The organism is Nocardia carnea (assembly GCF_029868855.1).
In the GTDB taxonomy this organism is placed as follows: Bacteria; Actinomycetota; Actinomycetes; order Mycobacteriales; family Mycobacteriaceae; genus Nocardia; species Nocardia carnea_A.
Genome location: NZ_JARWOV010000046.1, coordinates 1 through 14121, shown reverse-complemented (window position 1 = coordinate 14121; position 14121 = coordinate 1). Strand labels below are relative to the sequence as shown.

Here is a 14121-nt window from a genome sequence, read left to right as displayed (position 1 = left end):
GACTCCTGTCCCGCAACCGCTGGGTGCTCCGCGTCGGTCGGGCCGGGGCGGTCGGTTTATCGCTCTCCGGGGATGACGCCCGGTTGGTCGGGGGCACGCTGACCCGGGACGGGGCCGGTGATGCCCGGTTGGCCGGCGGGGTCGGAGAGCGGGGCGCCGGATGGGGTCTGGCCGGGAGGTGGTGGCGCGGCGGGGCCGGAGTCGTCCGCTTCCGGAGGTGTATCGGCGGTAGGAGGTTGGGCGGGGACAGGAGGTGGCGCATCCGGGGGCCGAGGGGCCGGATTGTCTGTGGGAGCCGGGATTTCCGGTGTGGATTGTGGCTCCTGCCCATCGGGGCCCGGCGGGGGGGAATCGGGTGCGGGGGCCGGCTCGGCGGGCGGTGGAGCGGGGATGGTGCCCGGTTGATTCGGCAGCTCGGGATCCACGTCGCTCGGTGTGGTGCCGGTGGACGACGGTTGCGCGGGTGCAGGGGAGACCTGGGGGGTGGTGATGGGCGGGGCCAATGGGGGCAGAGCCCCGGGGGGCGGTGGCGGTTCGGGCAATGCGGGGACCCCGCTCCCGGCGGCGGTGTAGGCGGGTTTGTAGACCATGTTCATGGTGAGGATCGCTTCCTGGCGCAGCACTTCCTGCATCATGTCCGCGTCGATCACCTTCGCTGCTTCCAGCAGGCGGGCCAGCGCGCCGACCGGGCCGGTATCGCCGGGCGGGACCACCGCGACCTTCACCGCTTCCGCGGCCGCGGCCACCGCGCCGAGGCGTAAACCGACCTGGCCGACCACTCCGGCGAGTTCTTCGATGGATTCGGAGAAGCTACGGGTGCAGGCGAGCGCGGCGTCGGCGGCCTCGCCTTCCCATTCCGCCTCGTTCATGACCAGGTTCGCGTTCGCGCGGGTGAGTGGGAAGGTGCTCTGCAAGGTGGCGGCGGCGTGCATCCAGGTACCGGAAAGGCGCAGGATCTCACCGGCGTCGATCTGCTGGGTGGCCTGATAGATGTCCTCGTGGCGCATGGCTTCGAAATGCTCCATGGCGCTGATGTAGTCGGGATCGGTTCCGCTCATCGGGGGATCCTCGCTTCGACGGCGCGCACGGCCGCGGCATTCGCGGCGTCGGCTTCCTCGTACAGGCCGCCGCTGAGGAGGAACGCTTCTTTCATGCGGTAGGCGGCTTCGATGTAGTGGTCGAGCAGTGCCGCGGTATCGCGTGCTTTATGACCGAAACCGGCCTGGAGTTGCCGGGCGGATACGAGGCCACCGAATCCGTGTGGGTCGGCCGCGTCCGCCAGGCGCTGCCTGAGCTGGATCAGCTGATCGGCCTGCCGGTCGTAGAAATCGGCGCAGCGCCGTGCGGCCTCCGGATCGAACTTGACGGTGCCCGCATGGGCTGCCTGGCGGAACCGGATGATCTCGGCTCGACTGTCTTCGATCTGCATGACTGGCGTACCCCTCCGTCGGTCATGCTCAGCCTAATCGCAACCGGGGGTCGCGGACAGCCGGTCGGAACGATCGGCGATCAGGCGGGTATCCGCTTCTGCAGGTGCACGGCGAGTTGTTCGGTGGAGGCGGGCACGATGTGCACGGTGTCGTCGGCCTTGAGCAGATAACGGCCGTCGTTCTCCAGGTCGAGCCATGTGTAGTGCACGGCAGGCGGCGGCTTCGGCCGGTCGAGGTGCGCCTCGATCCGGATATGACCCTGGGCGGTGTGCCGGGCGCTGAGCAGTTTGCGGATCGGGGCGGCGGCGCGTTCCTCTTGGACAACGGTTTCGGTATCGCGCACCGCCGCGGTCGAAGCTGTGCGCGCGGGATGGCGCCCGGCCCGTGATTGCGGGAGCAGCGCGGCCAGCCGCGCGCCGAGTTTGGCGCTGTGACCTATGGACAACCGGATGGTGCCGCCGAACTCGGCGGTACGCCCCGGCTCCTGCACCGCGAGGACGGCACGGTCGTGGACGACGCAGCCCAGTGCGCGCAGTTCCCGGCCGGGTTCGGCGGCGCCGCCGATGGCGATCACGCGGGTGTGCGGGTCGGCGAGGATCCGCAGACAGGTGTCGCGGTCGGGGTCAGGAGGGAGGCGCTGGGCGAGTTCGGCATAGAGCGCCCGGGCATCGCGTTCGGTGCGCGGGGATTCGAGGACGCGCAAGGGATAGGGGAGCCGGTCCAGGTCGGCTTGGCGCCATACGTGCGCGAACTCGTCGGGGGTCAGGCTCCAACTCACGCGGAATCACATCCTCACCGATACCTGCGCGGGCCACAACAGCCTAATGGGTCCCGCCGGGAGTGGCCTATCCGCACTGCTTGTACGGGCGGAGCCGATAGATGGTATTCCGTGGGCGGCCGCTCCGACGCCCACCCGGTGGCGCGAACGGCGACCTGATCTCGCGGTAACGCTGCCTGCTTCGAAGGCGGTGCTCGACGCCGGGCCGCGCGGCGCGCGTCGGTGCTGCGGCCCGCCACGATGGTGGGCGGGATTCTGCGGCCTCGCGGATTGCGGGCTAACACAACAGCCGATCCGGCGATAGACGGGGTGTCCCTCGGGTTTACTCATGCGGAACGGGCAACGATGTGCCGCCGCGGCAGGCGGGGTTGGAGGTCGGTTCTTGCGGGTTCTCTCAGCGGACGACACCGAAGCGGATATCGCGGCTTTCGGTGGGAGTAAGGCGCGGGGACTGTATGCACTGGGGGCGGCGGGGGCGCAGGTTCCGGAGTGGCTGGTACTCGGGGCGGATGTGTTCGCGGAGTTCGCGGCGGCTGCGGGTTCGAGTGATCTGATCGGCGAGCTGAGTCGCGCCGACGAGGTGGATACGGCGCTGGAACTGGCCGAGCGGATACGGGGTGGCATCACGGCGGCCGGGGCGACGGCCGACTCCGGTCTGCGGGAGTTGTTGCGGGCCACGCATATCCGCCTGGGTCGTGGTGCACTCGTGGTGCGCTCGTCTCCGGTGGGATTCCACGACGATACGGATTCGTTTGCGGGACTGTTCGATACCTATGTGAACGTCGGTTCGGACGAGCTGTACGAGCGGGTGCGGGATTGCTGGGTCTCCGGTTTTTCCGAGAGCGTGGTCCGGTACACGTTCGCGCGGAACCAGTCGCCGGTGACCGGGATCGCCGTATTGCTGCAGCAGTTCATCGCGGCCCGGGCGAGCGGCGTGCTGTTCACGCGTAACCCGGCGGCCGGTTCCGCCGATGATGTGGTGGTGAGCGCGGTGCACGGACTGGGGGTAGGGCTGACCGCGGGTGCGATCGACGCCGATACGGTGCTGGTGGACCGGGCGGGCACGGTCGTCGAACGAATCACCGGGGGCAAAGAGGTCGAGTACGTGGCCGCGGCCGGGTCCGGCGTCGAGGTGGTGGAGCCGGCGCAACCTCGCCGGGCGGGGGCCGTACTCGACGACGACGACGTCGCGCTGCTCGCGGGCCGGGGCCGGGCGCTGGCCGGTGCGCTGGGCGGACCGCGGGATATCGAGTGGGCGATCGACAGCGATGGGTTGTGGTTTCTGCAGGCGCGGCCGATCACCACGCTGCAGGATTCGCCGGGCCGCGCTGATCGGCCGCGCCCGGCGGCCGGGATGCTCCCGATCGGTTACCGAGTCCGCGGTAACCGACGCGCCGAACCGCTGGTGCACCGTCGCGATACGACGGACGCGGCGGTGCTCCGCGGCGCCGGTGAACCGGTCGCCCCGGGCGAGCCACGAATATGGGCTGCCGCGAACGAGTTCGAGATTCTTCCGGGGCCGGTGTCACCGCTGACCTTCACGATGGCCGCCGACCTGTACGGCCGGGTGTACCGGGGCTACGCGCAGTCGCTCGGCGTGCCGAAAGAGCAGATCCGGCAGATCGATTCGTGGTCCCCCTACCTGCTGGGCATCTTCCACGGGCGGGTGTATGTCAACCTGCTGCACTGGTATCGGACGGCGGGGATCGCGCCCGGCTACTCGCTGGCCCGCCCGGCAGTCGCGACGGTGATCGGTGTGGGCGAACCGTTGCCGGATGAGCACGCGAAAACCCTGCAACCCTTCGTATTCGACAACGGATGGCGGCGCGCGTGGTCACGGGTCCGAACCGCTGTCGTCTACCTTCGCCGGATACTCGCAATCGACGCGATGATGCGGGAATTCCACGACGAGTTCTCCCGCTTGTACGACCGCTACGACACGATGGAATACATCCACGGGGAACACGCGTACGCCGAGTACCGGCGGCTCGATCGTGATCTCGTGCTGTGGTGGGGGCCGACCACGGTGCTGGATGCGATCCAGCTGACCCTCACCGGCACCGTGTTACTGCTGACGAAGGCTTTTCTTCCGGGGGCGCCGGAATCGCTCGTGGACTCGCGCGCCGAGCCCGGTTCCGATCCGGACGATTATCTCGACGCACACCTCGGCGGTATCCGCCGCTCGCTCTACGACCGGGTACGCGCAGGATCCGCCCGCTGCGCCGCGCACCGGGAACAATTGCAGTTCTACCGGACCCGTGCGTTCGGCTCGATCGAACGGATGATCCGGGTGATGGGCCGCGACCTCGTCGCCCGCGGCATCATCGACGACGCCGCCGATATCTTCTTGCTGACCGTCGACGAATTGCGGAACTGCTACGACCGGGTTCCAGTGCCGGATCTGGCCGCCCGGATCACCGCGCGCAAGGTCGCACGGACCGCCGACGCGGACATGGTCGCGCCGGTGCGCTTCACGACACTCGGTCCCGAGCTCACGGATGTGGAACTGGCACAGCGGGGCTGGGTCCCGCTCGCCGAAACCCCGCCCGCCGCGCCCGGCGATGTGCTGGCCGGATTCCCGTCGGCGCCGGGCGTAGTCGAGGGCGTCGCGGAGCTGGTGGACGAACCGCGTGATGTGGCGGGCGGGATCCTCGTTGTCCGCCGCGCCGATCCCGGCTGGGCGGCGGCGCTGCCGTCGTCGGCGGCGCTGGTCGCCGAACTCGGTGACCCGCTCACTCCGGTGGCGACGATCGCCCGCGAACTCGGTGTGCCGGCGGTACTGCGGGTACCGGGCTGCCGCCGGAAGTTGCGAACCGGCATGCGGATCCGAGTCGACGGTGCGGCGGGTACGGTGACGGTGCTTTCCGGAGGAGGTCACGGCGATGGAGCCGGATGAACATATGTCGGCGGCTCGCGACCTTCCGGATACGGAGACCGGCGCACTGGCCGGTCTGCTGGCCGCGCTGACGCCGCAGCGGGAGAAGGTGGCGGCCTACCTCTCCGATACCTATGTGCTGGAAAGCGTGGAGCAGCTGGCGCGGTTGCGGATCGACGCCGGCGGTTTCGCGGTCCGCCATTCGCTGATGTTGTTGAAACCCGAAGCAATTGTCGGCCGCGCGGTGGATCCGGCACTGAAATGGCTTTCCGAGAACGGGTTTCGTGTCGTCGATGCGGTGACGGTCGCGGTGGACCGGCACCTGGTGCGCGCGCTGTGGTACTACGCCTGGAATATCGCCTCCCCGGAGCGCCGTCGGCTGGCCGATCTGCTGGCGGCGGTCTCGGACTGCCTGCTGCTGGTGGTCAGTGCGGCTCACAGCGACCTCCCGGCCCCCGTACGGCTCGCCGAGGCCACGGGCCCGGCCGATCCGCGGCACGGGCAGCCAGGGCAGCTGCGCCACCGGCTCGGGCAGCGCAATACACTGCTGAGTCTCGTGCACACCCCGGACGACCCTGCCGACGTACTGCGCGAACTCGCGATCTACTTCGGCGAGAACCAGCGTGCGGAGGTGATCACCCGCGCCTACACCGGCGCCGATCGTGCCGAATCCGCCCGCGAACTCGCCGATGCTCTGTATGCGCGCACCCCGTGCCGGTCTTTCGACCCGGCCGTCGCCGTCGATAGGGTGCTGCGTGATCTCGACCGGGCCGGCGCGCCCGTACCGGCCGATTTCGACGCCGGCGACGAGTCCGCCTGCGCCGGCGTCCTGGCCCGGGCATTGGCCGCCGGGCGGGATATCGACCCGTGGTCGGCGGTCGTGCTGGGTTCCCGGGTCCTGCCCATGTGGGCCGCGACCGGGTCGCCGGCGTTGCCGCCGGTGACCGCCGCGGATTGGCGGCAGGCGCGCGGCTGAGTGCTGACGCGGGCGGGAGCGGCCGCCCGGCCTTCGGGGAGTGACCTGAGCGGCGAACCGGGTTGCGTGCCGCTGGGCCTGCGAGAATGCCGCAGTGCATATTGCGATCGGCCTGGTGGTTCTGGTGGCCTCGGCCGCACTGGTGGCGGCGCTGGCCCGGCGGTACGGGGTATCCGAGCCGCTGGCGTTGACGCTGGCCGGAGTGGCGGCCTCGTATCTGCCGTTCGTCCCGGAGGTACATCTGGAACCCGAGATCGTGCTGCTGGGGTTGCTGCCGCCGCTGCTGTACACCGCGGCGCTGCGCACCTCGCTGGTCGACTTCCGGGCCGAGATCGGCAATATCGCCCTGCTGTCGGTGGGGCTGGTGCTGTTCAGCACGTTCACGGTGGCGGCGGTGGTGTGGTGGCTGCTGCCGGTGCCGTTCGCGGTGGCGGTGGCGCTGGGGGCGGTGGTCGCACCGCCGGACGCCGTGGCCGCCACGGCGGTCGCGCGGCGGATCGGAATGCCACGGCGGATCGTCACCCTCTTGGAGGCCGAATCGCTGTTCAACGACGCGACCGCTCTGGTGGCGCTGCGCACGGCGATCGCCGCCTCGGCGGGCACGGTATCGCTGTGGAAAGCGGGCGGGGATTTCCTGCTGGCCGCGGGTGGGGGTGCGCTGGTCGGGATCGGTGTCGCCTATCTGCTCGCCCTGCTGCGCCGCCGGATCACCGACCCGGTACTCGATACCTCGCTGTCGTTCCTGGCGCCCTTCCTGGCGTATCTGCCCGCCGAGGAAATCCACGCCTCCGGCGTGATCGCCGTGGTGACGTGCGGGATGATCCTCGGCCACAACGCGCAGATCTGGCAGAGCGCGGCCTCGCGGACCGCCGAGCGCCTCAATTGGCGCACCGTCCAGTTCCTCCTGGAGAGCGCGGTATTCCTGGTGATCGGCCTGCAGGTGCGGGGGATCGTCGAGGGGGCGTGGGCGAGCGGGCTGGACCACCTCACCGTGGTCGTCGCGGCGGTGGCGGTGTTGCTGGCGGTGCTACTGGCGCGGCCGGTATGGGTGTTCGCGTGGGCGCTGCTCGAGCGTGGGCTCGGCCGATCGGGTGAGGTACCGCTCACCCATCCCACGGTGGTTTCCTGGGCGGGTATGCGCGGTGTCGTGACCTTGGCCGCCGTGCTGCTGCTCCCGGCCGGCACCCCGCAACTGCCGGTGCTGAAACTGCTCGCCCTCGTCGTTGTGGCCGGCACCCTGCTTCTTCAAGGGACCACGCTGCCGTGGCTGGTGCGGCGGCTGCGGTTGCGGGCGCCGAGCCGGGCCGAGGACGCACTCCAGAAAGCGACCCTGTTGAGCCGGGCGTCCACCGCGGGTCTCGCCGCCCTCGATTCCGCGATCGGCCCGGACACCCCGCCCGAGGTGGTGCGCTCGCTGCGGGACCGGGTGTCGTGGCGCACCAACGCCGCCTGGGAACGACTCGGGCGCCCCGAGGCGGAGCAGGCCACACCGACCGCGGAATACCGCCGGTTGCGTCTGCTGATGCTGCGCGCCGAACGGGAGACCGTCCTGCGCGTCCGGGACGCCGGTGGTGCCGACTACGAGATCCTGCAGCATGTGCTGGCCCGGCTCGACCTCGAGGAATCGATGATCGACCGAGTCGACGACACCGAGGTCGAACAGCAGATCGAGCCCTTGCGCGGCCCGGGTGGTGCGGCCGCCGACTGCGCGCATCTGCGCGCGGCACCCCTGGTGTGCGACCCGGCCGGACCGGATGTCTGCGCCGAATGTGTGGCCACCGGGATGACCTGGGTGCATTTGCGGATGTGCCTGGACTGCGGGCATATCGGCTGCTGCGATTCCTCGCCCGGCAACCACGCGGCCGGGCATTTCGCCACCACCGGTCATCCGGTCATCCGCAGCGTCGAACCAGGGGAGGCGTGGCGCTGGTGCTACGTCGACGACCTGCTCGGGTGACGGGACGGCCGGAGGCGCAGCCGATCGCGGTGTTCGCCTGTGGCCGGTCCACCGACGGGCCGGTGCCGGGGCACTGTCGGTGGACTCGGGCAGTATGGGGCCTATGACGACCGCACCGGGCAGCACAGTGGGCGAGGCCGGCGAAGTCGCCGGTGAACTGCGGCAGCATGCGGAGTCGCTGCTGCGTGAGCTGGCGGGGCCGGCCGCGCGGTTGCGCGACGACCAGTGGGTCGCGATCGAAGCTCTGGTGGTGGACAAGCGCCGGGCCCTGGTGGTGCAGCGCACCGGCTGGGGTAAATCGGCGGTGTACTTCATTGCCGCCAAGCTGTTGCGCGCGCAGGGTCGCGGGCCCACGGTGATCGTGTCGCCGCTGCTCGCGCTCATGCGTAACCAGGTCGCCGCCGCGCGCCGTGCCGGGGTGGTGGCGGCCACCATCAACTCCGGCAATGTCACCGAATGGGACGAGATCCACCAGCAGGTCGCGGCCGGTGCTGTGGATGTGCTGCTGGTCAGCCCCGAACGGCTCAACAATCCCGATTTCCGGGATCAGGTCCTGCCCAGGCTGGCCGCCGATGCCGGTCTGGTCGTCATCGACGAAGCGCACTGCGTCTCCGACTGGGGCCACGATTTCCGGCCTGACTACCGGCGTATCCGCACCCTGATCGCCGATCTCGGCACGGACGTTCCGGTGCTGGCGACCACCGCCACCGCGAACGACCGCGTGGTGACCGATGTCGCGGGGCAAATCGGGACCGACACCCTGGTCCTGCGCGGCAGCCTGGACCGCGAATCACTCCATCTGTCGGTGGTCCGGTTCGACGACGCGGTGGAACGCACCACCTGGCTCAGCGGCCACCTCGACGAACTGCCCGGCTCCGGCATCGTCTACACCCTCACCGTCGCCGGTGCGCACGATCTCGCCGATGTGCTCACTTCGCACGGCCACCGGGTCGCCGCCTACACCGGCCAGACCGATCCGGCCGAACGTGAAATGCTCGAGACCGCGCTGCTGGACAACGAGGTGAAGGCGCTCATCGCCACGTCCGCGCTGGGTATGGGCTTCGACAAACCCGATCTCGGCTTCGTGGTCCATGTGGGCGCGCCGTCGTCGCCGATCTCCTACTACCAGCAGGTCGGCCGCGCGGGGCGTGGTACCGAACGCGCCGAGGTCGTCCTGCTGCCCGGGCCCGAGGACACTCGTATCTGGAGCTATTTCGCCTCCGTCGCGTTCCCCCGCGAACACGTGGTCCGTTCGGTGCTGGAAGCGCTCGACCACGAACGCCCGCAGTCCACGGCCGCCCTCGAACCTCTGGTCGAGCTGAACCGGTCACGCCTGGACATGGTGCTGAAGGTGCTGGATGTCGACGGCGCCGTACGCCGGGTCCGCGGCGGCTGGCTGGCGACCGGGCAGCCCTGGACCTACGACGCCGACCGCTACGAGCGCCTGGATGCCGCCCGCACCGAAGAGCAACAGGCCATGCTCGACTATCAGCAGACCACCGGTTGCCGGATGGAATTCCTGCGCCGCCAGCTCGACGACCCGGCCCTCCTCGCCGCCGCCCCCGGTACCGGTGCCTGCGGCCGCTGCGACAACTGCACCGGTAACCGTCGCGACACCACCGTCGATACCGAGGCCGTCGCCGCGACTCGAGCGCGCCTGGACCGTCCGGGATTCGATCTCGCACCCCGGAAACAGTGGCCCACCGGTATGGCCAAGCTCGGTATCTCGTTGTCCGGGAAGATCACCGCAGGCGCCGAAACCGGCCGGGTCCTGGGCCGTCTCAACTCCCTGGGCTGGGGCCGGCGGCTGCGCCCCGTCCTCGACGGGCCCGACGGACCGGTTCCCGACGAAGTGGTGCAGGCCTGTATTCCCGTACTGCGGGAATGGGATTGGGCCGTCCGGCCAACCGCGGTACTCGCCCTGGAATCACCGGACCACCCCGTACTCACCACCTCCCTGGCCGAACGTCTCGCCGATATCGGCCGCCTCCGCAACCTGGGCACGCTGCGTCTGCGCCCCGATCACCCGCCGGTATCGGCGGTCAACTCCGCGCATCGGGTGGCCGCCCTGTACGACTCCTGGGAGATCCCCGACCTGTCCACCGCCGACGGCCCGATCCTGCTGGTCGACACCCTCACCGACTCCGGCTGGACCTTCACTGTCGCCGCCTGGACCCTGCGCCGCGCAGGCGCTCCCGCGATTCTCCCGTTCGCCCTGGCCACCCCGACCTGACATCGTCGGTGCGCGGGTCTACCCGCCGCCAGGGCCGGGTGACCCGCTCTGCCGTCGCGGCCGCGCAACGGTGCTCAGGGGTTTTCGGTGTCCTCGTCGAGGTCGACGTCGTCGCGGTCGGCCCAGTCGATCAGCTGGGTGAGGTCGAAGACAGCGTCGTCGATACCGGCGTGCAGATCGCCCAGCTCGCGGTAGCGGGCGGGGACGGTGGCGATGGTGAAATCGCGGGGATGGATATCCGGTACCTCATCCCAGGTCACCGGGGTGGATACGGTCGCGGCCGGGACACCGCGGACCGAATAGGCGGCGGCGATGGTGTGGTCGCGGGCGTTCTGGTTGTAGTCGATGAACAGCAGTTCCGGGTCGCGGTCGCGGCGCCACCAGGTGGTGGTCACGTCGTCGGGGGCGCGGCGCTCCACCTCCTTCGCGAAAGCCAGAGCCGCCCTGCGCACCTGCTGGAACCCGTGCTCGGGAGCGATCCGGACATACACGTGCAACCCCGAACCGCCGGAAGTTTTCGGCCACCCCACCGCGCCGATCTCGTCCAGGACCTCGTGCACGACCCCGGCCACCCGCTGCACCCGCGACCACGGGCAATCCGGCATCGGATCCAGATCGATCCGCCATTCGTCGGGGCACTCGGTATCGGCCCGGCGCGAGTTCCACGGATGGAACTCCACCGTGGACATCTGCACCGCCCACACCACATCGGCCAGTTCCCGCACACAGAGTTCGTCGGCGTGCCGGTTGTAGCGGGGGAAGAACACCCGCACCGTGGGCACCCACTCCGGGGCACCGGCCGGTAGCCGCTTCTGGTGCACCTTGTCGCCCGCGAGGCCCTTCGGGAAACGGTGCAGCATGCACGGCCGGTCACGTAATGCGTTGACGATCCCGTCGCCCACACTCAGGTAGTACTGCACCAGGTCCAGCTTGGTGGCGCCGCTTTCCGGGAAGTACACCCGGTCGGGGTTGCTGATCCGCACCTCCCGATCGCCCACTGTCAGCTCCACTGCCGCGCCCGTGCCGCTGCCCATCCGACGACCCTAACGGCCGCGACCCTTTTAAACTGGCCATTACGCGACGAGTCGGCCGGAGAGGCACGGATGCTCACCTTCGACACTGTGATCGAACTCGGTGGTAAGACCGCCACCGGTTTCCGGGTTCCGGCCCGAGTGGTCGACACACTGGGCAGCGGGAAGAAACCCAAGGTGGTGGTCGAGATCGGTGGTCACACCTACCGCAGCACTGTCGCGGTCTACGGCGGGGAGTACATGATCCCGTTGAGCGCGGAGAACCGGAACGCGGCCGGTGTCTCGGCGGGCGAGACCGTCACCGTCGGCGTCGAACTGGATACGTCGGAACGTACTGTCACAGTCCCCGACGATCTGGCCGCCGCCTTGGCCAGGGCCCCAGGGACCCGGGAAACCTTCGATGCGCAGTCCTACAGCAAACGACGTGCGCATGTGAATGCGGTCGAATCGGCCAAACGCCCCGAGACCCGGGCGGGCCGGATCGACAAAATCGTCGCGGAACTGTCGGCCTGATCGCACGAAGCGCCCGGTGCGAGCCATATGTGCACCTCGCCGGTCCCGCCTGTGGAGCCACACCGCTCACATCGCTGATCTCGGATCCACTTCGAGAATGCTTATATCTTTGCCGGTTCCGGCGAGACGAAATCGAACCCGCCCGGCAGTGTCCGGACAGCTACTGATCGGAGACAGTGGCAGCGGCGGAGCGGAGCCGTCCCTACGGGCCGGCGGCGGTCCCCGCCGGGCGGGATGCGCTTTCGGCGGAGCGCTCCGTGATCAGGCTGCCGAGCAGTGCCAGTGAACGTTCCGACTCGGATCCGGGTTCGGCGTGATAGGCGATGAGCAACTGTCCCGGCGCTCCGCTCACCGCGAAACTCTCGTACGCCAGCGTCAGTTCGCCGACCATCTCGTTGTGGAACTGTTTGACACCTGATGTTTTCGCCCGGACATCGTGGCGTGCCCACAGTCGCCGGAATTCGTCGCTCTTGAGTGAGAGTTCGCCGACGAGTTCGGTGAGCCGGGGATCGTCGAGGTCGGTGCCGGCGGTCGCCCGCAGGCTCGCCACCGTATCCGCCGCGATCTGGGACCAGTTCGAGAACACTTCGCGGGCGCGGGGGTCGAGGAAAACCATGCGGACCTGGTTGACGCCGGGGACCGAGCAGGAGTTCACCGCGGCGGCCAGTGGGTTCGCGGCCAAGACGTCCAGGTGCCGGCCCAGCACCACCGCGGGGGTGTGGGACCACGCATCCATCAACCGCAGCAGGCCGGGCGTCACCCGCTCCGGGCGCCGCGGTGTACGCGGCCGAGGGGCGGCGGGCCGGGCCAGCTCGCGCAGGTGGGCGGCTCCTTCGTCGTCCAGCGAGAAAACCCGGGCGAGGGCCGCGACGACCTGCTCGGACGGGTGTTTGTCACGACCCTGTTCGAGCCGCACGTAGTAGTCGGCGCTCACTCCGGCGAGCATCGCGATCTCTTCGCGGCGCAATCCCGCGACCCGGCGCCGGCCACCGCCTGGCAGTCCGAATTCTTCCGGCCGGACCAGTTCGCGACGGGCTCGCAGGAACGCGCCCAGGCGGTTGTCCGAATTCATGTCTTCAGAGTATGTGCCGGGAGAGCGGGCTGGGTGGCCCTGCGACTACCAGGAAATCCGCGACCTGGTAGCGGCCGGAACCGGGGGCGAATGTTGTGGACATGACGAACAACGAGAATCTGAACGGCCGGGTCGCGGTGGTTACGGGAGCATCCAGTGGAATCGGCGCCGCCACCGCGCGGCGGCTGGCCGCGGACGGGGTCAGGGTCGCACTGCTGGGTCGGCGCAAGGAGCGGATCGAAGAGCTGGCGGCCGAGATCGGTGGTGCCGCCGTGGCGGTGGTCGCCGATGTGGCGGACCGGGATTCGGTGCGCGACGCGGCCGCCACGATCCGGGCGGCGCTCGGGCCGGTGGACCTGGTGGTGGCGAACGCGGGCGTCATGCTCGGTGCGCCGTTCGAATCCGCGGAGGTCGGGGAATGGGAGCAGATGGTCGGCACCAATGTCACCGGGTTGCTGTACACGGCGCGGGCGTTCATCGACGATCTGCTCGCGGCGGCGGGTGACGGCCGCCGGGCCGATCTGGTGCTGGTGGGTTCCATCGGCGGGCACGCGGTGTTCCCCGAATACGCTGTCTACTGCGCGACCAAGGCCGCGGTGGCGCATCTGACCCGGAATATGCGGGCGGAATACGGGCCGCGGGGTGTGCGGGTGAAGAATATCGAACCCGGTTTCGTGGGCACCGAACTCGGCGCCGGGATGAGCTGGGCGGCGCAGCGCGAACAGCTGGACCAGTGGCGTACCTCGATGACGATTCTGGAGCCGGGAGATATCGCCGAGGCGATCGCCTTCGCCACCTCGGTTCCGGCCCGGCTCAATATCGCCGAACTGATTCTGGTGCCGACGCCGCAGGGCTGATCTTCGTTGCGGCGGGTCAACGCGGACGGTCCGTGCCGGGCGCCGGCGTGCTGCTCGTCCTTGGCCACCGGCTGCCACGGCACGCGGGGGTTTTCTCCCGTGACATGGCACGAAGATCAGCACAGTCTCGTTGCCCGCCCGCCATAACGCCGGACAGCCTTGCGTCGGCCGGATACGTGCTGGGCAGCACCCCAGCGCTCGCCGCCACTATCGCCCTGGCGGGGGTTGCGCGGGCGGGGGGTGGCGGGGGCAGACCCCCCCCCCCCATACCGGGGGGACGCGGCCCACCGGGCACCTGGTCGACGATGCCGACCGGCTCGACGATCACAAACAGCGCGCCATCGCCGACGCGCAGACCGCAGGCTATGTCTGCCCCGGCGACCCTTTCGACGTGATGGC

The 14121-nt window shown here is 69.6% G+C and carries 12 protein-coding genes; 7 read left to right on the top strand and 5 right to left on the bottom strand.

Translation table 11 applies throughout. The features are described from left to right. Positions 1-56: 56 nt before the first annotated feature. The 3 genes from QH195_RS03980 to QH195_RS03970 form a co-directional block, all read right to left on the bottom strand. A complete protein-coding gene (locus tag QH195_RS03980; protein ID WP_280434346.1) occupies positions 57-1058 on the bottom strand; it encodes a hypothetical protein in 1002 nt (333 codons plus the stop codon). Beyond that, positions 1055-1429, bottom strand: a complete 375-nt coding sequence (locus QH195_RS03975) for a hypothetical protein (protein ID WP_280420757.1) — start codon at positions 1427-1429, stop codon at positions 1055-1057. The genes QH195_RS03980 and QH195_RS03975 overlap by 4 nt, the downstream gene beginning before the upstream one ends. Before the next feature lie 80 nt (positions 1430-1509). Next, positions 1510-2208, bottom strand: a complete 699-nt coding sequence (locus QH195_RS03970) for an ESX secretion-associated protein EspG (protein WP_280420756.1) — start codon at positions 2206-2208, stop codon at positions 1510-1512. Between the two features lie 382 nt (positions 2209-2590). Between QH195_RS03970 and QH195_RS03965 the strand changes: the two genes are divergently transcribed. The 4 genes from QH195_RS03965 (at position 2591) to QH195_RS03950 (ending at position 10249) form a co-directional block, all read left to right on the top strand. After that, positions 2591-5104: a PEP/pyruvate-binding domain-containing protein gene (locus QH195_RS03965; RefSeq protein ID WP_280434345.1), complete on the top strand. Its 2514-nt coding sequence runs from the start codon at positions 2591-2593 to the stop codon at positions 5102-5104. Further along, the gene (locus QH195_RS03960; RefSeq protein WP_280434344.1) at positions 5091-6059 is read left to right on the top strand and encodes a nucleoside-diphosphate kinase; all 969 of its coding nucleotides are present in this window, start codon (positions 5091-5093) and stop codon (positions 6057-6059) included. The genes QH195_RS03965 and QH195_RS03960 overlap by 14 nt, the downstream gene beginning before the upstream one ends. A 94-nt stretch (positions 6060-6153) precedes the next feature. Further along, positions 6154-8016: a Na+/H+ antiporter gene (locus QH195_RS03955; RefSeq protein ID WP_280420753.1), complete on the top strand. Its 1863-nt coding sequence runs from the start codon at positions 6154-6156 to the stop codon at positions 8014-8016. A gap of 103 nt (positions 8017-8119) precedes the next feature. Then, positions 8120-10249, top strand: coding sequence for a RecQ family ATP-dependent DNA helicase (locus tag QH195_RS03950; RefSeq protein ID WP_280434343.1), 2130 nt, complete (start codon positions 8120-8122; stop codon positions 10247-10249). Between the two features lie 74 nt (positions 10250-10323). On the opposite strand, the gene ligD is transcribed toward QH195_RS03950, so the two are convergent. Continuing rightward, a complete protein-coding gene (gene ligD, locus QH195_RS03945) occupies positions 10324-11283 on the bottom strand; it encodes a non-homologous end-joining DNA ligase (RefSeq protein WP_280434342.1) in 960 nt (319 codons plus the stop codon). A gap of 69 nt (positions 11284-11352) precedes the next feature. Between ligD and QH195_RS03940 the strand changes: the two genes are divergently transcribed. Beyond that, positions 11353-11793, top strand: coding sequence for a YdeI/OmpD-associated family protein (locus QH195_RS03940; RefSeq protein ID WP_280434341.1), 441 nt, complete (start codon positions 11353-11355; stop codon positions 11791-11793). 202 nt (positions 11794-11995) lie between these two features. Here the strand turns inward: QH195_RS03940 and QH195_RS03935 are convergent, their stop codons facing one another. Beyond that, the gene (locus QH195_RS03935) at positions 11996-12865 is read right to left on the bottom strand and encodes a helix-turn-helix transcriptional regulator (protein WP_280434340.1); all 870 of its coding nucleotides are present in this window, start codon (positions 12863-12865) and stop codon (positions 11996-11998) included. 101 nt (positions 12866-12966) lie between these two features. On the opposite strand from QH195_RS03935, the gene QH195_RS03930 reads away from it, so the two are divergent. Next, positions 12967-13722 carry an SDR family oxidoreductase gene (locus QH195_RS03930; protein WP_280420748.1) on the top strand — a complete coding sequence of 252 codons (756 nt, stop codon included), beginning with the start codon at positions 12967-12969 and terminating at the stop codon, positions 13720-13722. Between the two features lie 130 nt (positions 13723-13852). After that, positions 13853-14121, top strand: a 269-nt coding sequence (locus QH195_RS03925) for a hypothetical protein (RefSeq protein WP_280434339.1), incomplete at its 3' end; no start/stop codon positions are given.

Coding starts and splice junctions, on each gene's coding strand:
- QH195_RS03935 (WP_280434340.1), bottom strand. CDS start 12,865: ATGAATTCGGACAACCGCCTGGGCGCGTTCCTGCGAGCCCGTCGCGAA.
- QH195_RS03940 (WP_280434341.1), top strand. CDS start 11,353: ATGCTCACCTTCGACACTGTGATCGAACTCGGTGGTAAGACCGCCACC.
- QH195_RS03960 (WP_280434344.1), top strand. CDS start 5,091: ATGGAGCCGGATGAACATATGTCGGCGGCTCGCGACCTTCCGGATACG.
- QH195_RS03950 (WP_280434343.1), top strand. CDS start 8,120: ATGACGACCGCACCGGGCAGCACAGTGGGCGAGGCCGGCGAAGTCGCC.
- ligD (WP_280434342.1), bottom strand. CDS start 11,283: ATGGGCAGCGGCACGGGCGCGGCAGTGGAGCTGACAGTGGGCGATCGG.
- QH195_RS03975 (WP_280420757.1), bottom strand. CDS start 1,429: ATGCAGATCGAAGACAGTCGAGCCGAGATCATCCGGTTCCGCCAGGCA.
- QH195_RS03980 (WP_280434346.1), bottom strand. CDS start 1,058: ATGAGCGGAACCGATCCCGACTACATCAGCGCCATGGAGCATTTCGAA.
- QH195_RS03930 (WP_280420748.1), top strand. CDS start 12,967: ATGACGAACAACGAGAATCTGAACGGCCGGGTCGCGGTGGTTACGGGA.